Origin of the sequence: Vibrio sp. 10N.247.310.17 (assembly GCF_041466605.1) — a bacterium.
GTDB lineage: Bacteria > Pseudomonadota > Gammaproteobacteria > Enterobacterales > Vibrionaceae > Vibrio > Vibrio tasmaniensis_A.
Genome location: NZ_JBFSTC010000070.1, coordinates 1 through 19,895 on the forward strand (window position 1 = coordinate 1; position 19,895 = coordinate 19,895).

Here is a 19,895-nt window from a genome sequence, read left to right on the forward strand (position 1 = left end):
CAGCTCGGAAGGATCCTTCAACCGATCACTTTGGCTTTAACTGATCGGCATTAACGCATCGGCGTTCCTTTTTTATTATCGGTTTATTAATTCAGAAATGATTAACAAACAACCTTAACTGCCAAACCACCTTGAGAAGTCTCACGGTATTTAGCGTTCATGTCTTTACCGGTTTCTAGCATTGTTTCGATAACTTTATCTAGAGAAACAGTCGGAGCAGAAGAGCGACGAAGTGCCATACGAGTCGAGTTGATTGCTTTAACTGCAGCAATACCGTTACGCTCGATACATGGAACTTGTACTTGGCCAGCAACTGGGTCACACGTTAGACCTAGGTTGTGCTCCATGCCGATTTCTGCAGCCATACATACTTGCTCTGGGCTACCACCCATAAGCTCAGCAAGACCAGCAGCAGCCATAGAACATGCCACACCAACTTCACCCTGACAGCCAACTTCAGCACCAGAGATAGAAGCGTTACGCTTGTAAAGACCACCGATCGCGCCAGACGCTGCGAAGTAACGGATGTAATCTTTCTCTGTCACTGTTTGGATGAACTTATCGTAGTAAGCCAATACAGCAGGGATGATGCCACACGCGCCGTTTGTTGGTGCCGTTACTACACGACCGCCCGCTGCGTTTTCTTCGTTTACTGCGAAAGCAAACATGTTCACCCAGTCAACAACCGTCATTGGATCGTTAGTTGTTTTTTCTGAAGTGATCAGCTGTTGGCGAAGTGCTGCTGCACGACGAGGTACACGCAGTGGACCAGGCAGGATACCTTCAGTATTCATACCGCGATCCATACACTCACGCATCGTTTTCCAGATGTTAGCGAAGTAAGTGCGAGACTCTTCGTCTGAGTGGAAAGCCGCTTGGTTTTTCATAACCAGTGTACTGATAGAAAGACCACTTTCTTTACACTGATTAACCAGCTCTTCCGCTGTTGTGAATTCGTAAGGTGCTTTAATTGGGTTTTCTTCTTCTTTGCCGAAGTTCTCTTCGTCAACGATGAAACCACCACCAATTGAGTAATACGTTTTTGAATATGCGACTTCGTCATCAACCCAAGCATGAATGCTCATGCCATTCTCGTGTAGAGAAAGGTTGCTAGTGTGGAAGTTCATTCCGCCGTCGCGAGGGAACGAAACAGTATGACAGTGCATACCGACAGGTAGACGTTCAGTTTCTTCTACTCGAGCAATGAAGCCTGCAATAGAATCGATATCAACACGCTCAGGAGTATTGCCAGCAAGACCCATGATGATTGCGATATCTGTGTGGTGACCTTTCCCTGTCAGTGATAGTGATCCATATACGTCCACGGTGATTTTAGTGATGTCGCGCAATTTTCCCATTGAACGTAGGTCATCAATAAATTCTTTACCCGCTTTCATTGGTCCAACTGTATGTGAGCTCGATGGACCAACACCGATTTTATAGATATCAAATACACTAATCATAGCGATTACCTCAAAAAGAGAGCCTCCCAAGGGGAGTAGGGAGGCTCATTTATTATCATTATATTTTTTGTCTAACCTCGCCATATAAGATGAATGTCATCTTATAAAAAGGGCTTGAGATTAAAGAGCGCCGTAGATTACAGAACTAATAGCCGCTAGACCACATAAAGCTGTAAAGATTTGCACAGGTGCTGAAGTTTTGTACTTAGCCATAGCTGGTACTTTGTTCATTGCGAATACAGGCATTAGGAACAGGATAGCTGCAATCATTGGAGCACCCATTGTTTCAATCATACCTAGGATGCTTGGGTTAACTACCGCAACAATCCAAGTTGTAACAACGATGAACGCTAGAGAAGCTTTCTCAATCGTGCTGATTGAAGAACCAGAGCGAGACTTGATTAGACCAACAAGACCTTCATGAGCACCTAGGAAGTGACCGAAGTAGCTAGAAGTGATTGCTGCGAACGCTACTAGAGGACCCATGTAAGAGATAAGTGGAGACTCGTGAACGTTAGCTAGGTAAGAAAGTACAGAGATGTTTTGAGATTGCGCTGTTGCTAGTTGCTCTGGAGATAGAGAAAGTACTACAGAGAAAACGAAGAACATTACAAAACCCATCAGCATCATTGCTGCGCCACCAGTGATCGCGTCAGTTTTCTTAACCGCGTCTTCACCGTATACACGACGTTGCTCTTTAGAGAACTGTGAAATGATTGGGCTGTGGTTGAAAGAGAACACGATGATTGGAATCGCAAGCCAGATAATAGAAGGCATTGCTGACCATTCTGGGCTTGTTTCCATCATTGAAGTGTTCCAATCAGGAACTAGGTAGAAAGACAATGCTAGTAGGATGAATACTAGTGGGTAAACCATTGCTGAAGTTGCTTTAAGCATCAGTTCTTTACCGAATACAACACCTGCTGTCATAGCAAGGATAAGTGCACCAGAAAGAAGAGGACGAGGAATAGATTCCATGCCCATTTGGTTTACTAGGAAAGAGTCAACCGTGTTTGTGATACCAACACCGTAGATAAGAACGATTGGGTAGATAGCGAAAAAGTAAGCGAAAGTAATAAGGTTCGCGCCAGTCTTACCGAAGTGTTCTTCAACTGTGTCTGTAATATCTGCTTCTGGGTTCTTAGAAGACAGTACGAAACGAGCTAGAGATTTGTGTGCGAACCAAGTCATTGGTGCCGCGATTAGAGCTAGGATAACTAATGGCCAAAAACCACCCGCACCAGCTTTGATTGGAAGGAATAGTACGCCAGCACCAACTGCTGTACCGAATAGTGATAAACACCAGGTAAAATCTTTATAGTTAAACTTGCTTGAATCTTTAACGGCATTTGCCGAAGAAGTTGTTGTGTTCATGTTAAATTACTCATTTTTTGGGAACAGGAAATAAGTTGGGGCTAATTCTGCAGAATTTTCTTCTACAAAAAATAGATCTAAATCATGTAATGAAACGGCGTGTCACATGATATGCGAAAAACGGATTTTTGATCACGAAAATAGCGTGCCACAGGTGATTTATGCTCATGTCTGCTATTAGTTAATCTTATGCGAAAGGCGGAGTTGTACAGAATTATACCAGGGAAACGTTTGCGTAAAATTGGATTAATAAATCTGTTCCATGGAAAAGGCTGTGTTTGTTAACAAGGATTAAACAAAACGTAGTTTCTATGTAATTTGTTGCACTACGTGTTGCTGCAGTGATTGGATGATTTGAGCCGTAACGCCCCAAATTAGGTGCTCTTGGAAGGGCATGGCAAAAACACGATGCTTGATTTTTTTTAAGTTAACAGTGTGGCTGTGTAACTTGGCTTGGTCTAAAACATAGGTGGCGGGCACCTCAAAAATCGAAGCAACTTCGTTCTCATCGATGATGGGTTTATAGTCCGAATCGACCACTACAATAATCGGTGTAACTAAAAATTTACTAATGGTACTCAAAGTAGGTAATTGCCCAACAATTTTAACCTGATCCGATCGAATTCCGACCTCTTCGTGAAGTTCTCTAAGTGCGGTGAATTGCATAGAAGGATCGGAGAGTTCGTGTTTCCCTCCAGGAAAGCTGATTTGACCAGGGTGATGTTTTAAATGAGCGGCTCTTTTCGTAAAAATAACATGTAAACCATCCTCTCGTTCCACTAAGCCGACTACCACTGCTGCTTTACGCAATTGATCGTCATTGATATGTGAAACGCGCTCAACGGATTCTGGGTGATAGCCAACGGTAGAGTTGAGCTGGAATTGTTGAAGGAAGTTATCTTTGTTCATATAAAGCCAATATATTGATTATTATGATTTTAAGTATAGTCATAACCGTGTGTTGATTACCAATTTCGAATTTGCCTTCACTTTCCTCCGTTAGTACCGGCAATAACTGGAAATAAGAAGGGACTGGGTAGCGGCGTTTTTCAAGGTAAATGTTCCCAATCTTCTAAGAGTGACGGATTTTGCTATATTTGAATATGTGTACTTCTACTAGTAAGCGTTACCCATGTCATAAATTGGGTGATGAAACGTACATTTTCTGTTTAAGAATTTGATAACAATGACTTAGTGGACCATTCTAAAAAGAAATAGAAGAAAAGGTATGAAATGAAAGGAATCATATTCACCGAATTTTTAGAGCTTGTTGAAGACAAGTTTGGGTTAGAGCTTTTGGAAGAAGTTCTAGAGATGTCAGAAGATGAAGGGATCTACACATCAGTCGGAAGTTACGACCACAAAGATCTTGTTCGATTGATTATAAACTTGAGTAAGAAAACCGATATTGATGCAGCGAGCCTGCAACGTGTTTTTGGACAATCGGTTTTTAAGAACTTACTGGCCTCATTACCGAATAAAGCGAGCCTCGCCCATAGCAACACCACTTTTCAATTTATTCAGCACGTAGAGCGTTACATTCACGTAGAAGTGAAGAAGCTCTACCCAGATGCTGAGCCTCCACAATTTAGCTTTATCACCACGACCGAAGCGCAACTTGTTTTTGACTATAAAAGCGCACGATGCATGTCTCACGTTTGTTTGGGATTAATCGAGGGGTGTGCTGACTATCATGGTGAAACCATCGTGGTAGAAATGACACCTCAGAATGATGACCAAAGTGTGGTTAGGTTTAATCTCAAAGTAGAAAAGTGATATGGATCTGGCATCTGCCCAAGAGAAAAAACTGAAACGTCAAATAGCAGCACGGAAAGCGGCTGAAGCCTTGTTGGAGCAAAAGAGTCTCGAACTGTTTGAGGCCAATCAACAGCTTGAACTTGCGTTGCGCCAATTAGAAAAGCGTTCAAATGCGAATATTCGACGGATCGAATTCCAAGAACAAATCGACAACCTGTTGATTGATTTCGGACGCGCGTTTCTGAGGAGTGATCTCGATGACGTGATGTTGTCCCAATTGACGGCGAGTGTAACTAACAGTTATCTAATTGAAGCCAGTCGCTTGGTGTTACCCCTCAATCTAATCCCTCAGTTACAAACCCATGACTATGGTGATGAAACAGTCGAGGTAATAGAGAAAGACATTCAAGAACCTCATTGGCAAGGTTGCTTGCTTACCGTGCCATTAGAGGTCGAAAAAGTGATTGTGGGCGCGTTAATCGTTCAGGTCAGGTTGTTAGATCAAGACTACGAATTCATCCAAAGCCAACTGTTGTTAGTGACGGACCTTATCTGCAGTGCGTTAACTCATCAACTTGCGATTAACCGAAATATAGAATCACGTAAACGAGCGGAAGAGTCCGAAAGGGCAACGCGTGACTTTGTCGCCATGATTAACCATGAATTGAGAACCCCACTCAATGGTCTTCTTGGTAGTGCGGAGTTGATAAGCGACACCGAACTGAGCAGTTCTCAACGTGAGATCGTGAATAACTTGAGCCAATCCGGTGAGTTTCTTAGAACCATCATTAATGACCTTCTCGATTACAGTAAAATCAATGCGGGTATGCTGGAATTAATTCCCAAAACATTTGCACTCCAAGATTTGAAAAATACCATTGATAGTATTTTTACCAATCGAGCGATTGAAAAGCAGATCCAGTTTGATGTCAATGTAACCGATGGGGTACCCAGTCACTTCTACGGTGACTTAGAGCGTATTACTCAATTGTTCGTGAACTTAATCGGCAATGCAATTAAATTCACCGATCAAGGCCATGTGAGCGTAGAGATAAAATGGCTTAACGACCAATTTATTTTTTCTGTTGAGGATAGTGGCGTTGGTATTGCTCAATCTGCTATTAAGACACTGTTTGAACCTTTTACACAGGCCGATAACTCAAGTAGCCGAAATTACGAAGGGACAGGGCTTGGTTTAGCGATTTGTCGCAAGCTAGCTGCGTTAATGAGGGGAGACATTGAGGTGAGCAGTATTGTTGGTTCGGGTACGACATTTACCATTTCACTCCCTCTTCAAGTTGTCGATACACTGGCTGAGCGCGATAGTGTCGCAAAAGGTTTTGAGTCTGAGGTTGAATTGACATTGCTTAAAGTGCTGGTGGTTGATGATATTAAGATGAACCAGATCATCATCCAACAAATGCTACGCAAATACGAAATAGAGCCAGCGATTGCCGGTAATGGTATAGAAGGGTTGGAATTAGCGTCGAATAATGAGTATGACATTGTGTTTATGGATTGCCGGATGCCAGTCATGGATGGTTTTGAAGCGACGAAGAAACTGCGAAGTTCAGGATATAGCCAACCAATTATTGCATTAACCGCTGGTACGACAAAAGAAGAGCGAGAGTTGTGTATTGAATCTGGTATGGACGATATATTGAGTAAACCCTATACCGCTAACGACTTAGTGATAATGCTGAATAAGTGGGGCTAATAAATATCATTGCCTTTGTAGTGAGTGAATATGCTTGTCTCTAATGTCTTGAGTATATTGTCAATGTAACAAGTGAGCTGACAATGCTATACGTTCACTTACTTTATTGGTCGCTTTTATTAATTATATTAAGGAGGTTTGAAAAACTATAAAAATGGATTCGATATGAAAAAAATGATAGTGACGCTTGCTCTAATTGCACCTTTATCTGCAGTGGCTGCACAAAAAGACCCAAATGGTTTCTATATCGGAGTAGGAGCTGGTTCAACTGAACTTGATGATGGTGGTTTTGGTAAGGCCATAACTCGCAAAACCACAACAACTGAAACTGAATCACCTTCTTATAAACTCATTGCCGGTTATCAGATCAACCGTATTATTGGTATCGAAGGCCAATATACTAAATATGGAACGTCTACAACAAAAGTAGGCAGTTCAAAAGCATTCACAACAGATTTTAGTTCAATTAGCGTTGCTGCGAATGTTGGTTATACGTTCGATATTGGTCTTCGACCTTATGCACTTTTAGGTTATAGCTTTTTAAATTCAGAAATTGAAAACAGTGGTAATAATAAATACTTTGCGACTAAGTCATCAACCGTATCTGGTATAAAAATGGGGGTGGGCGTAGAGTATGCAATTCCTGCTGCACCAGCTCTAGCATTACGTGCAGGTATTGATTGGGAAGCAGCTGATATCAAAGTGAAAGATGAAAAGAACAAAGAGTTATCTAACGTTCACACACTAGGCTCATTCTATTTGGCTACAACATACACCTTCTAGGCTAGTGTTATTGAAAAGCTAAGTAGGTGATTGCCCACTTAGCTTTTTTAATATTAAAGTACTTTCCAGATTGGCTTTTTAGCTGTTTTTAATAACCCGTCTTAATAAATCTAGATTAAATTTATCTATCAGCCAGTACAGGCAATATTCTACTCAGCTTATCAAGAGTCTCTTGGTACTCAGAAGCGCAATCACTATCAAATACTACACCTCCTCCAGCCCAAGCATAAAGCGTATTGTTTTCTGCCACTAAGGTACGAATCGTAATGCTGGTGTCCATTCTGCCATTACGGCTGATATAACCAATGCTACCGCAATACGCCGAGCGACGATGAGGCTCTAGCTCCTCAATGATCTGCATCGCGCGAACTTTTGGAGCGCCGGTAATCGACCCCCCGGGAAAGCAAGCCCTTAATAGGTCATGTGCTGAATGATGGACATCAAGCTCTGCCCTTATCGTGCTCACTAAGTGGTGCACAGCAGGGAAACTCTCTATATCGAATAGCTTTGGTACATGAACCGATCCCGGCTTTGCGACTCGGCCAATATCATTACGAAGCAGGTCGACGATCATCAGGTTTTCTGCCTGATCTTTCTCAGCATTCAACAGGTCTTGAGCATTAGCGTCATCAATCATGGAATTTTCAGAACGAGGACGTGTCCCTTTGATTGGCTTGGTTTCAATGGTGCCACTATTGAGCTCTAAAAAACGCTCAGGTGAGACACTGAGAATGGTGCAGCCTGCTAAACGGATAAAACCAGAGAATGGAGCTGAGTTGTACTTCTCTAACTTTTCATAAGCGAGCCATTCACTGCCTTGGTATTGGGCATTGAAGCGCTGAGCAAGGTTTATCTGATAACAGTCACCCGACAACAAGTACTCTTGAACGCTATCGAATTTATTGGCATAACTTTGTTCAGTCATATTGGATTGCCATGGGGTGGTTAATCCAAACTTCTGATGAGTTCGTTCTGCTTGTTCTGCTTGTTGGCTTGGCGATTGTTGTTGAGTTAACCAATCCCAATGGGTATCAATGTTTTGCCCAACAAGGAACGCAGCTTTAAGCTTATGATCAACAATCACAGCCCATTCATATAATCCAACCGCCATGTCTGGTGCAGAAATATCACGCTTAGCAAGAGAGGGAAGAGCTTCTACTCGTCGCCCTAAATCGTAACTAAAATACCCTAAAGCACCACCAACGAAAGGCAGTTCAGGGTGCTCACTGATTGCGGGTAGTAATTGCTGCTGATATTGGTCGAGTAGTTCGAAAGGGTCTGACTCTGAAACCTCGCACGTCTCATTAACATTGACGGTCGTTTTTGCACCGATTGTCTCAAAGGTGGCGATGGGTTGAGCAACTAAAATGTCGTATCGACTATCAACGTGGCTTTCTGAGGCAGAGCGTAATAGCATTGCCCACGGCACGCTTTCAATATGAGAAAACAGCTGTTTAGCTAAAGTTGATTGATATTCAAGCGGCTTGATTTGGATAGAGCGAAATTCGTTGTTATTCATTTGTTTAATTTGTGACAAAGAGTTCGATCACTGCATGGCGTGTGAGAGGAAGCAAGAGTATCATAAATTGAAAATAAAATGGGTTCTTGATTAGAACGGTGCAAACTACATGGTTTAGTTTACAGCTATGCAAGCGATTGCTAAAGCAACTAAATACAGCTCAACATAATAAAAAGCTAAGCCAACTAATCCGGTTAGACAAAAACAGTCAAACCAAGACCCCACATGGAACCAGAACAATAAAGAGGCATGCAATGACGGTTATTCGTAAGCAAGATGTGATCAGCAGTGTCGCTGACGCACTTCAGTACATTTCTTATTATCACCCTTTAGACTTTGTCCAAGCCCTAGAAAAAGCGTACGAGAAAGAAGAGAGCCAAGCAGCTAAAGATGCTATTGCTCAGATTCTTATCAACTCACGCATGTCTGCGGAAGGCCATCGTCCAATTTGTCAGGATACGGGTATTGTTACTTGTTTCGTGAACATCGGTATGGATGTTAGGTGGGAAACGGATCAAACAGTACAACAGATGGTTGATGAAGGCGTTCGTCAAGCTTACAACAATCCAGATAACCCATTGCGTGCATCTGTCCTAATGGACCCTGCAGGTAAGCGTATTAATACCAAAGACAACACACCAGCGGTTGTTCACATTAATATGGTTCCAGGCAACAAAGTTGAAATTCAAATCGCGGCAAAAGGCGGCGGTTCTGAGAACAAAACCAAGATGGTAATGCTTAACCCTTCTGATGATATTGCAGAGTGGGTAGAGAAGACGCTACCAACAATGGGCGCGGGCTGGTGTCCACCGGGTATGCTAGGTATAGGTATTGGCGGTACGGCGGAGAAAGCCGCGGTACTCGCTAAAGAATCTCTGATGGAACACATCGATATCCAAGAGCTTATCGACAAAGGCCCAGAGAACGCAGAAGAAGAGCTTCGTTTAGATATCTTCAACCGTGTAAATAAACTGGGCATTGGCGCACAAGGTCTTGGCGGTCTAACGACAGTGGTTGACGTGAAAATCAAAACAGCGCCAACGCACGCAGCCTCTAAGCCTGTATGCTTGATCCCGAACTGTGCAGCAACGCGTCACGTACACTTCACATTAGATGGCAGCGGCCCTGCAGAACTAACGCCACCTAAGCTAGAAGAGTGGCCAGATATTACTTGGGAAGCAGGCGCAAATACACGCCGTGTTAACCTTGATGAAATTACTAAAGAAGACGTTCAAGAGTGGAAGACCGGCGAAACGGTTCTTCTATCAGGCAAGATCTTAACCGGTCGTGATGCAGCGCATAAGCGTATTCAAGGCATGCTTGAAAGTGGTGAAGGTTTACCAGAAGGCGTCGACCTGAAAGGTAAGTTCATTTACTACGTTGGCCCTGTTGATGCTGTGGGTGATGAAGCGGTAGGTCCTGCTGGCCCGACAACGTCTACTCGTATGGATAAGTTCACCGACATGATGCTAGAAGAAACCGGCATTATGGGCATGATTGGTAAAGCAGAGCGCGGCCCTGCAACGGTTGAGTCGATCAAACAACATAAATCGGTTTACCTGATGGCGGTTGGTGGTGCAGCTTATTTAGTCGCGAAAGCCATTAAAAAAGCACGTGTGGTTGCGTTTGAAGATCTCGGTATGGAAGCGATCTACGAGTTTGAAGTTGAAGATATGCCTGTAACGGTTGCGGTTGACTCTAATGGCGTGAACGCGCATCAGATCGGCCCTGACACGTGGAAAGTGAAAATTGCTGAAGCTGAAAAAGCATAATTAACCGACGCCAAAAAATTGTAATTGTCGCTAACTTCAGCGTTTGAATTGCAAATCTTGACAGAAAGTTGAAGACAAAAGTGCAGCATTATTTGCACTTTTGTCTTATTATCAATGATATAGTGATAAACACATAGTTTGATATAAGAACATAGGAGAGAGGAATGCCTCGTTTTATTCAGATCCTACAGATTATCTTGGCAGTGGTGATTGGTGCTTTTGTTGGTTACGACCTGATCTTGAAAGGGATCAGTATCTTTGATAATAAATACGTGACGATTACTTGTGCGCTTTGGCTAATTGCAGAGATTGCACTGTTTGTTATCTACAAGTTGATTGAAGACGATTAAGAGTCGGATATCGCAGAAAAATTCTAAAGCCCCTGATTATGAATGTAGTCAGGGGCTTTTATTCATCTAGCATTAAGAATGTATATTGCATACTCATTACTGTTAGCAAAAAAAAGCTAAAGCAAAAGCATGCACACTATCCCAACAGGGAAAGAACATAGGCTAGCCTATCTATTATCATAACTGACTGGCCTAATTATCACGGAGTCGTTCAAATGAAACACCTAACTCAAGAAATGAGTGACTTTATAAGCAGAGGAACGGATTCTCACATTCGAGTAGCGGTCACGGGGCTTTCTCGTGCGGGTAAGACAGCATTCATTACTTCGCTGGTTAATCAGCTTCTTCATACGTCTACCCACAAAAATCTGCCTCTACTTGCATCGGCGAGAGATGGCAGAATTATTGGCGCAAAGCGCATCCCGCAACAAAACATGATGATCCCACGTTTCTCTTATGATGAAGCGATGGAGTCGTTGAATGCACAACCACCAGAATGGCCAGTGCCAACGCGAGATGTTAGTGAGATTCGTCTAGCAATTAAATATAAGCCAGCTAAAGGCGCAAAGAAGCTGCTGAGCAAAAACAGCACCCTTTATCTCGATATTGTTGATTATCCGGGCGAATGGCTACTTGATTTACCTTTGTTGGACATGGACTTTGATACTTGGAGTCAATCTCAATTTACCGCGTTGAAAGGCGATAGAGAAACCTACTCGCAACAGTGGAACACAATACGTGGCGACATTGACTTGCTAGCCGAAGCAGAAGAAAAGAAACTGGTCGCGATTGCCGATAGCTATACTCAGTACCTTCATACTTGTAAGGATAACGGATTGCACTGGGTACAACCGGGTCGATTCGTATTGCCGGGTGAGCTTGAAGGCGCGCCTGTGCTGCAATTTTTTCCGTGCGCTGCTCCCGAGGGTAAGTTCTCAAAAACCAGCAACTATGCGGTTTTAAAAGCGCGTTATGAAGAGTATCAACAGAAAGTCGTGAAAGCGTTCTACAAGAATCACTTTGCCACGTTCGACAGACAAATCGTGCTGGTGGATTGCTTACAACCACTTAACGCAGGCTATGACTCTTTCATGGACATGCGTGGTGCGTTAGAACAGTTATTGAAGAGCTTTAAGTACGGGCGAAGCAATATGCTAAGACGTTTGTTTGCGCCGAAGATTGACAAGATCTTGTTTGCTGCCACTAAGGCTGATCACGTGACACCGGATCAACATCCGAACTTGGTATCACTGTTACAGCAGATGGTACACCCTGCTTGGCAACAGGCGGCGTTTGAACACATCGACATGAGTTGCATGAGCATTGCGTCTATTCAAGCGACCAGCGCGGGTTATATCTCGTCAGGTTCAGACAATGTTCCGGCGTTGCAAGGTGTGACTTTAGATAATGTCCCTCAAACCATGTATCCGGGAGAGGTGCCGCGTAAACTGCCAAACAAACAGTATTGGGAAACCAACCAGTTTGATTTTACGAGCTTTAGGCCGATGGAGCAGCACTCTGACGAGCCTTGTCAGCATCTAAGAATCGACAAGGTTTTAGAGTATCTCATTGGCGACAAGTTGAAGTAATTGAGGCAATTGAAATGAGTGAATTAAAAACGAAACAGGTCTTTGATGAACAGTTGAAGACCTCGTTCGATGAGCCGGATAAGAATGAAGTTACCCCAGATTTGGGTGCTCAAAAGCTATTCACGGAACAAGAGAAGTTTGTGCCCGTCGCTCCACAAGTGGAAACCGACCTTGATGGTGACGCTGAGCTGCAACTGGAACAAGTGATTCGACCGAGTAAAAAGAAGAAGTGGTTTGGAACGGGCTTACTTGTCGCTTTCTCTGGCCTAGTCGGATGGCAGGCGATTGACTCTGTCATTATTGCTATTCAAACCGCTGACTGGCTAGCTTTAGGTTGGGCAGGTTTCATTGCTGCCATTGCTTCATTAGGTTTAGGCGCAATAGGCAAAGAGTTGTGGAAGCTGCGTTCGCTGAAAGATCATTTCAGTGTACAAGAGCAGAGTGAAGAGCTGTTACAAAGCCAGAGTGTTGGTAAAGGCAAAGCATTCTGTGAAAACATTGCCAAGCAGGGCGGTATTATCGCTGAATCACCCGCTTATGATAAGTGGCGAAACAGCATTAACCCAGCGCACAGCGATGCTGAAGTGTTGGATATGTACGATGCGTTGGTCGTGAGTCAGCAAGATAAGGTCGCGACTCAGATCGTCACTAAGTTCTCGACCGAATCCGCGGCTTTGGTTGCTGTGAGCCCATTGGCGGCAGCAGATATGTTGCTGGTGGCTTGGCGAAATTTCACTATGATAGACAAGCTTGCTGATGTGTATGGCATTGAACTGGGCTACTGGTCTCGAATTAAATTGTTCAAGTTGGTCTTAATCAACATGGCAGCGGCCGGTGCAAGTGAGCTGGCGATTGATGCGAGCATGGACTTAGTCTCGATGGATCTTGCAGGTAAAGTCTCAGCTCGAGCAGGGCAGGGGCTCGGTGTCGGTATCCTCACTGCGAGACTGGGCTTAAAAGCCATGACATTGCTGCGTCCTATGCCTTGGTATAGTGAGCGAAAAGTAAAACTATCCGACCTTCGCAAAGCCGTCCTTTCTGAAATAAAGCGAATTACCTTCCTATAAAGTCTATATACACAAGGAAGTTGAGTGATTTGCGAGCGAAGAGTAAACATATGTTTACTCTTCTTCTTGACTGAACTTAGAGCTTAATTCACACTACTGTCAACTTATCCTGACACCTATAATAGGACTATTTGTGCGTCTTGAAGTATTGTGTGAAGACAGACTCGGCTTAACGCGTGAGTTGCTCGATATCTTGGCCTCAAAAAGCATTGATTTACGAGGAATCGAAATTGATGTTAAAGGTATTATTTACCTAAATTGCCCGGATATTAATTTTGATGCTTTTAGTGAACTTATGGCTGAAATTCGCCGAATTTCAGGTGTGAAGGATGTACGTAAAATCCAGTTTATGCCAAGCGAAAGGCATAACACAGAACTGATTGCCCTGCTGGCAAACCTACCTGATCCTGTTATTGCGATTGACCTTAAAGGCTCAGTCGACATGGCAAACCACGCTGCATTGAATCTTTTCAACAAACAAGAAGAAGAAGTGATCGGTGAGCCACTAGCGACGTTCGTTCCTAGCTTCAACTTCGCTCGTTGGATTGAAGGCGATGTAACGCGTCACCGTGAAGTCGTGGTGCTAGATGGTCTAGATTTCTCTATTGAAATTCTGCCTATTTATCTAGGTGGTGATGTCAACGAGGCGGTACTGGCGAGTGCAGTAATGACGATTCGTTCTTGTAACCAAGAAATGAACGCGCCAGACGCCATCCCTGAACAGAATAACCTAGGTTTTGAACACTTTGTTGGTGTCTCTAATCGCCATAAAGCCTTGATCAGTCAAGCTAAGAAACTGGCTATGCTAGATCAACCTCTGCTTATTGAAGGGGATACAGGTACGGGTAAAGAGATGCTGGCGAAATCGTGTCATAACCGTTCAAATCGATCTTCTTTTCCATTTTTGATTCTAAGCTGTGCATCAATGCCTGATGACGTAGCAGAAACGGAATTGTTTGGACATGCGCCGGGCTCATTCAACCATGAACAAGGTCATAAAGGCATCTTCGAACAAGCGAATGGCGGTACGGTATTTTTAGATGAAATCGGCGAAATGAGCCCGCATCTACAAATCAAACTGCTGCGTTTCCTACAAGATGGTTCATTCCGTCGTGTTGGTGAAGAAGAAGAGATGCACGCGGATGTTCGTATTATCGCATCAACGCGCCATCGCCTTTCTGAATTAGCCGACTCGGGCTCGTTTCGTGAAGATCTGTTCTACCGCTTGAACGTACTGACTTTATCAATTCCTGCTTTGCGTGAACGTTCAAACGATGTTGCGCCATTACTGGAGCTATTCGTTGCAAAGTACGCACAGCAGTTAGGTATGTTGAAACCAAAGTTGACTCAAGAACTAGTCGACCAATTAGGTAACTACCAATGGCCAGGCAATATTCGTCAGTTAGACAACATGGTTCTACGTGCACTAACAGAGTTGGATTCAGATACGTTAACGGTTGAGCAATTCCACCTGCCACAGCTTGACACTATGACTGCTGGAATGGCGAATTTAAGCTTAGACGGCTCGCTAGACGAGATCATGAAAGACTATGAATCTCAGATTTTAGAGAAGCTTTATCAGTCATTCCCATCAAGCCGTAAGCTTGCTAAACGTCTGAATGTTTCTCACACCTCAATTGCGAATAAGCTTCGTGATTACGGTATCAGAAAGAGCTGATGATATTAGACTGCTAAATTCGGTAAGAGTGAGGCGGTAACGAAAAAAGAGACAAAAGAATAAGAACAAGACTATGGAAGATTCGAGTACGCAGCAACGTATTGATAAACGTGATGGCAACCTAATTTTACGAACGGCTGAGATCTATGATGCGAGCATGATCAGTGAGTACTTTCAGGTGAACAGAGAGTACCTTAAGCCTTGGGAACCGACCCGAGAGGATGCGTTCTTTGACAGAGCGGATTGGGCTCAACGGCTGATTAAGTTAAACGAACTCCATAAATTGGGGCTAGGCTATTATTGCTTGTTGATTAATGCCGATTCAAATGAAATGTTAGGTACCATATCGTTCAGTAATTTGTCTCGTTTCCCGTTCTACGCTTGTAATGTCGGTTATTCATTGGCGCAAAGTGCACAGGGCCACGGTTACATGCGCAGAGGCTTGAGCATGGCTAAAGACTACATGTTTGATGTGCAGAACATGCACCGCTTAATGGCGGGCTACATGCCTCACAACGAACGAAGTGCGGGTGTATTAGAGCATCTTGGTTTTGTTCGAGAAGGTTTTGCCAAAGATTACCTACAGATTAACGGTAAATGGGAAGATCACGTGTTGACGGCACTGGTAAACCCAAACTGGCAAGATAAACGCTCCGTGTGAGTGTAAAACATTGAATTTAGATACAGCGGAGAACATAAATAAAATGAAGTCATCGCTGTATCGAAAGAACATATAGGCATGGTAAGCCCATAAGCCTGAGAAGATATTTGAGGAATTTTGATGTCATATACAACTTTGGAAGAATACCAAAGAAAATGGATTTTCACTCACCAGTCAATGCCACTACCCGCTGAAGATTTGGAAAAGATAAAACCAATGACACAGGCGAGAGCATCTCAGTTTTGGAAAGAAAACGTGAGCCCTCAAAGCCCGGATGCAGAAAGACTAAGTTCGCAAGATTGGCCAAGCAAAGCGTCTAACTGGAATGAAGAGATCAGCTGGATGGCAAATTGGGAAGCCGATGAGCCTGAAATGCCAGAAGAAATCCTTAACTTCATTGATTGGCAAGATGACGTAACTGTTTATTTTTGCTACGAAAAATACAATGTTCTTGAAACCAAATGGTCGGTTTTCAAGAAGCATTGGAAAAACTTTTTGTTCTACGATGATGGCCCTATCTTACTAGGTCGCCGTCGTTCAGAAGCACTTTGGTTTGCTACAAATGGTACCGTTAAAATAGGTAACCGTGCTTAAGTTCGGTGTGATTTAATCGTGCGAGTGTTGGCGATCCGATCAACAGATAGACAGACAAGAAGCGAGCATTGAGCTCGCTTTTTTTATGCCTAACGATCTTCGAAGATCACCGGGAGGAAACGATTATTTTACCTCAGCTGAGGATGACTATTTTTACAGACATAGAGGCAGTTAAATTTCGAAATTGAGATCGCTATCTCGTTGGCTTAGTTGAAGTTTTGTGGGGTTGAGCTATCTTTATATTACTGCCTTAGTGGAGGTGAAGTATTATGATTTGGGGTACTCTCGAACGTGTAAATAAACTTCGCAAGGAAGCAATGGAAGATCCAGAGTTTTTGGATTCAGCAAAAATGCATGAGGAATGGCTTTTAAGCGAAACTCATAATCAATTGAACCAAGGAGCTAAAGAGAAGAAACCGAAAAAGTTATCTGATATTTATGAAAATACGGATTTTCCTATCAACCCAACAGGTACGAAACATTAACAATGATGAACTGCAATACGGCTAAGGCTCTTAACCAAGATGCGATAAGTCGACTAAACATACCAGCCTTAAGCCACCAATAAAAAAGCCACTTTCAACGAATCGAAAGTGGCTTTTTCTTTTCTCGTTAGCTTCTTTACTCATTAACAACTAAAGTTAATCGTTTTTAAACCTAGTTATTAATCAGGCTTAACCCGCTTGGTAATGCATCACCAAATACGCGTTTAGACTCGCTCTCAGAAAGTTCAGTGACTTCACTCACTAGCGTTAGCCATGAATCAGGTACCTTGCTTTGCTTTAATTTATCAAGAACTTGAGCACGGTAGTCATCAGAGATATCGAACTGTCGGTCACCTGTCTTGCGGCAAATCATCACTGCCGCGAAAGCTATCATCTGCTCTTTCTGCCAATTCTGGTCAAGCAGCTTTGGTAACCACTGTTCTGCTTGCTCTCTTGGAATGACGCTGTGTTGGCTTCCGTATAAAGGTGTACGAGACGCTAAGCGACCCAGAGCCCACCAGTGAGCCTGTTCGAACTGATTATGGTTAATTGCTTTGCTCAAGAACCATGTAGCCAATAGAACTTTATCTTCCACCTCGAGTTGCTCAAGGGACGCTGCCAATCTCACCATGGCTTCATAGCCATTGTCTTGCGCATCTTTCGCTGTCTTAGGGTTCTTCATTGCACCTGGGTGAAGGTACTTCGCGATATCAGCCAAGATGGTTTCTTGCTGTTCTTGATTCAGGCCACCCGCAACACGACGCCAGAATACCCACCAGTCCGTCCAACCTTGGTGGTTCTGGAACTGAATGTTTTGTTGGTAAAGGCCCCAAATTTGTTCGATACGCCATGAGTCAGTCGGATCGCCAAAGCCTGGACGCAGCGAGTAACCCGCCAAACGCAGCCAGTTCTTCTCGTGTGCTTCTGAACGACGACGGCGTTTACGACCTAATGAAAAGGTATCAAACAGATGGCGAAGGGTCGTGAAGTCCCATTCATCACGCTTACCGAGTCGCTTCTCAAGATCTTTCGATAGTGTTTTGATCTCTTTCGATTCAGCACTCTTCTTGTTGCCGCTGTACAGACGAGAAATCAATTCCTTACATTCATCCAGTCTTGGGTGAAGTTTAGCGGTATCAGACTCATCACCTTGCTTGTTTCTTACTTCAAATTCGAGCAACCAACGTTTAGAGTCATCTTCTGTACTCACACACTCCATTTTCAGTGTGCCGACTTCGGTTAATTGACACGCGAGCAATACTTCGACGCGTTCTTTTTGGTTGGCTTGGAGCTCTGCAGTACCTGAACCTTCCAGTGTAGAAATGTACGGCGGAAGAGGGGAGAACAAGTCAGCGTCGACATTGACCATCACACCATTTTGAATAGCGGTGTCATGAGCAATTTGATCGTGTGTTGAAGTCAGAAGATTAAATCGTACCGGTTCGCCTAAAGTCAGTGAGAAACGACGGCTGTTCAAGCGTATCTCTTGGCCTTCTTCTGTCCCTTTGGCAAGCAAACAAAGCGCTTTGCCCATCTTGTTCTTCTCTTGTAGATGCAAGAAGTAAGAACGAGCAGCGCCGCCACCGATTTTCAGTTGTGCACCACGGCGTGCTTTACCAAAAGCTACAGCACCAAGGGCTACAGACCAGTCGGGGTGAGGGTTATCTAAGACGGTGATTGGTGCACAGTTCCAATTACCAAGTAACTGAGTAATTCGCTCTGTTACCAGTTCACTGTTGAACACACCACCATTGAGTAGCACACCAACAGGAATTGCAGGTTTGGTATCATCAAACTCAACAGAGTCTGACTTTTCCAATGCGGCTTTAGATACTTGCTGGTGGGTCGCTAGGAATTCGGCAACGTGCTTACTTACAGCAGGATCTGCTGCGTAGGGTAGGCCGAACTCAACCACCGCGCTGCGGCGTTTGTCGGGTACTTCCGTAAACTCAGAAAGCGGGAAGAAACCTTCTAGTGCAATCTGATGAACTTCTTGTTTGGTTAAACCAATACTCTTGGTTCCGCCAAGCAGTTTTGAACCGCTGCCCAGCATTGTGATCTTCACATCGTCTGGCGCATTAGCAGAAAGCAGGCTCTCTTTTGCGGCGCGAGTCTGTTGAATCAGTTTGGTTAGGCTAGACGCATTCAACTTTTTGTTTTGATTAAAGCGCTGCTCTGCAAGGTGGGCAAGAGCTAAATCGAGGTTATCACCCCCGAGCATCAAGTGTTCGCCAACGCCGATACGGTCGAGTGCGAGCTCTTGATTGCCACCGTTATCCGATTTGAAGCTCGCTTCGATCAAGCTTAAATCGGTAGTACCGCCACCAACATCACACACTAGAATCAGCGGGATCTGTTGAAGTTCGTTTGTAGCGGTTTGTTGGTGACGGGCATACCAGTCATAACAAACGGCTTGCGGCTCTTCGAGCAATAGAATCTTACCTAAACCAGCAAGTGCTGCCGCTTCGAGTGTCAGCTTACGTGCTGTCTCATCGAATGAAGCAGGAACGGTGACTACAACGTCTTGGTCTTCAAGCTTATTGCTTGGGTTACGGTAGTTCCATGCTTGACGGATGTGGTTAAGGTAGCTTGCGCTTGCGACAACAGGAGACACTTTATCGACGTCAGTTGCGCCTGCCCAAGGCAGAATGTCGGAGTTACGATCAACCGCTTGGTGAGATAACCAGCTCTTTGCACTGGATACTTGGCGGCCTTCGACTTTTGCGCCCAGTTCGCGAGCCCATTCACCAACGATGACATTTTGAATATCGCCTTCAACTAAGCTCGGTTCCCAAGGCATGGTGAGATCGGAAGGGGAGATCTGACCTTGTGCGGGATGATAACGAAATGATGGAAGTAGGGGCTTGCGAACCACTTCACCGGGGCCGATGAGTTGGTCAATATCGAAAAGAGAAACGGGAGCATGTTGTAGGTCGTCGTTGATTTCACAGTAAGCGACAACAGTATTGGTTGTGCCTAAGTCAATGCCGACTAAAAAACGAGGAGATGCCATACAAAACCTTATTCTGCCAAAGTGATGACCAGTTAATGGATAATTTTGGTCTTATTATTGTCTTTGGAATGC

16 protein-coding genes are annotated in these 19,895 nt (G+C 43.9%); 11 read left to right on the forward strand and 5 right to left on the reverse strand.

Annotated features, from left to right (window positions below):
- Positions 1 to 101: 101 nt before the first annotated feature.
- The 3 genes from AB6D80_RS17490 to AB6D80_RS17500 form a co-directional block, all read right to left on the reverse strand.
- Complete coding sequence (locus AB6D80_RS17490; protein ID WP_009847036.1) at positions 102 to 1,463, reverse strand: L-serine ammonia-lyase; 1,362 nt, start codon at positions 1,461 to 1,463, stop codon at positions 102 to 104.
- Positions 1,464 to 1,583: 120 nt separating this feature from the next.
- Positions 1,584 to 2,837, reverse strand: a complete 1,254-nt coding sequence (locus AB6D80_RS17495; protein ID WP_372189147.1) for an aromatic amino acid transport family protein — start codon at positions 2,835 to 2,837, stop codon at positions 1,584 to 1,586.
- Between the two features lie 309 nt (positions 2,838 to 3,146).
- Positions 3,147 to 3,746: a CoA pyrophosphatase gene (locus tag AB6D80_RS17500; protein ID WP_102258596.1), complete on the reverse strand. Its 600-nt coding sequence runs from the start codon at positions 3,744 to 3,746 to the stop codon at positions 3,147 to 3,149.
- A gap of 324 nt (positions 3,747 to 4,070) precedes the next feature.
- Between AB6D80_RS17500 and AB6D80_RS17505 the strand changes: the two genes are divergently transcribed.
- The 3 genes from AB6D80_RS17505 (at position 4,071) to AB6D80_RS17515 (ending at position 7,095) form a co-directional block, all read left to right on the forward strand.
- Positions 4,071 to 4,613 carry a heme NO-binding domain-containing protein gene (locus AB6D80_RS17505; RefSeq protein ID WP_017096742.1) on the forward strand — a complete coding sequence of 181 codons (543 nt, stop codon included), beginning with the start codon at positions 4,071 to 4,073 and terminating at the stop codon, positions 4,611 to 4,613.
- 1 nt (position 4,614) lies between these two features.
- On the forward strand, positions 4,615 to 6,312 hold the full coding sequence (locus AB6D80_RS17510; protein ID WP_371701861.1) for an ATP-binding protein: 1,698 nt from the start codon (positions 4,615 to 4,617) through the stop codon (positions 6,310 to 6,312).
- A gap of 165 nt (positions 6,313 to 6,477) precedes the next feature.
- Positions 6,478 to 7,095: a porin family protein gene (locus AB6D80_RS17515; protein WP_009847031.1), complete on the forward strand. Its 618-nt coding sequence runs from the start codon at positions 6,478 to 6,480 to the stop codon at positions 7,093 to 7,095.
- 121 nt (positions 7,096 to 7,216) lie between these two features.
- On the opposite strand, the gene pabB is transcribed toward AB6D80_RS17515, so the two are convergent.
- A complete protein-coding gene (pabB, locus tag AB6D80_RS17520) occupies positions 7,217 to 8,614 on the reverse strand; it encodes an aminodeoxychorismate synthase component I (protein WP_102249792.1) in 1,398 nt (465 codons plus the stop codon).
- Between the two features lie 254 nt (positions 8,615 to 8,868).
- Here pabB and AB6D80_RS17525 point away from each other — a divergent pair, with 254 nt between their 5' ends.
- The 8 genes from AB6D80_RS17525 to AB6D80_RS17560 all read left to right on the forward strand — a co-directional run bounded on the left by AB6D80_RS17525 (position 8,869) and on the right by AB6D80_RS17560 (position 16,810).
- Entirely contained in the window at positions 8,869 to 10,386 is a 1,518-nt protein-coding gene (locus AB6D80_RS17525; protein ID WP_009847029.1) for a fumarate hydratase, read from the forward strand.
- 164 nt (positions 10,387 to 10,550) lie between these two features.
- The gene (locus AB6D80_RS17530) at positions 10,551 to 10,736 is read left to right on the forward strand and encodes a hypothetical protein (RefSeq protein ID WP_004734731.1); all 186 of its coding nucleotides are present in this window, start codon (positions 10,551 to 10,553) and stop codon (positions 10,734 to 10,736) included.
- A gap of 215 nt (positions 10,737 to 10,951) precedes the next feature.
- Positions 10,952 to 12,325 (forward strand): YcjX family protein, encoded by a 1,374-nt coding sequence (locus AB6D80_RS17535; protein WP_371701864.1) that lies wholly within the window; start codon positions 10,952 to 10,954, stop codon positions 12,323 to 12,325.
- Positions 12,326 to 12,339: 14 nt separating this feature from the next.
- Entirely contained in the window at positions 12,340 to 13,392 is a 1,053-nt protein-coding gene (locus AB6D80_RS17540; protein ID WP_371701866.1) for a YcjF family protein, read from the forward strand.
- A gap of 133 nt (positions 13,393 to 13,525) precedes the next feature.
- Positions 13,526 to 15,070 (forward strand): transcriptional regulator TyrR, encoded by a 1,545-nt coding sequence (gene tyrR / locus AB6D80_RS17545; RefSeq protein ID WP_017101490.1) that lies wholly within the window; start codon positions 13,526 to 13,528, stop codon positions 15,068 to 15,070.
- Positions 15,071 to 15,143: 73 nt separating this feature from the next.
- Entirely contained in the window at positions 15,144 to 15,731 is a 588-nt protein-coding gene (gene rimJ, locus AB6D80_RS17550) for a ribosomal protein S5-alanine N-acetyltransferase (protein ID WP_009847025.1), read from the forward strand.
- A gap of 120 nt (positions 15,732 to 15,851) precedes the next feature.
- On the forward strand, positions 15,852 to 16,325 hold the full coding sequence (locus tag AB6D80_RS17555; protein WP_029223788.1) for a DUF2947 domain-containing protein: 474 nt from the start codon (positions 15,852 to 15,854) through the stop codon (positions 16,323 to 16,325).
- A 269-nt stretch (positions 16,326 to 16,594) separates the two neighbouring features.
- Positions 16,595 to 16,810, forward strand: a complete 216-nt coding sequence (locus tag AB6D80_RS17560; RefSeq protein ID WP_372189149.1) for a hypothetical protein — start codon at positions 16,595 to 16,597, stop codon at positions 16,808 to 16,810.
- Between the two features lie 172 nt (positions 16,811 to 16,982).
- Here AB6D80_RS17560 and AB6D80_RS17565 read toward each other — a convergent pair whose 3' ends face one another.
- Positions 16,983 to 19,823, reverse strand: coding sequence for an Hsp70 family protein (locus tag AB6D80_RS17565; protein ID WP_371701868.1), 2,841 nt, complete (start codon positions 19,821 to 19,823; stop codon positions 16,983 to 16,985).
- Positions 19,824 to 19,895: the final 72 nt, after the last annotated feature.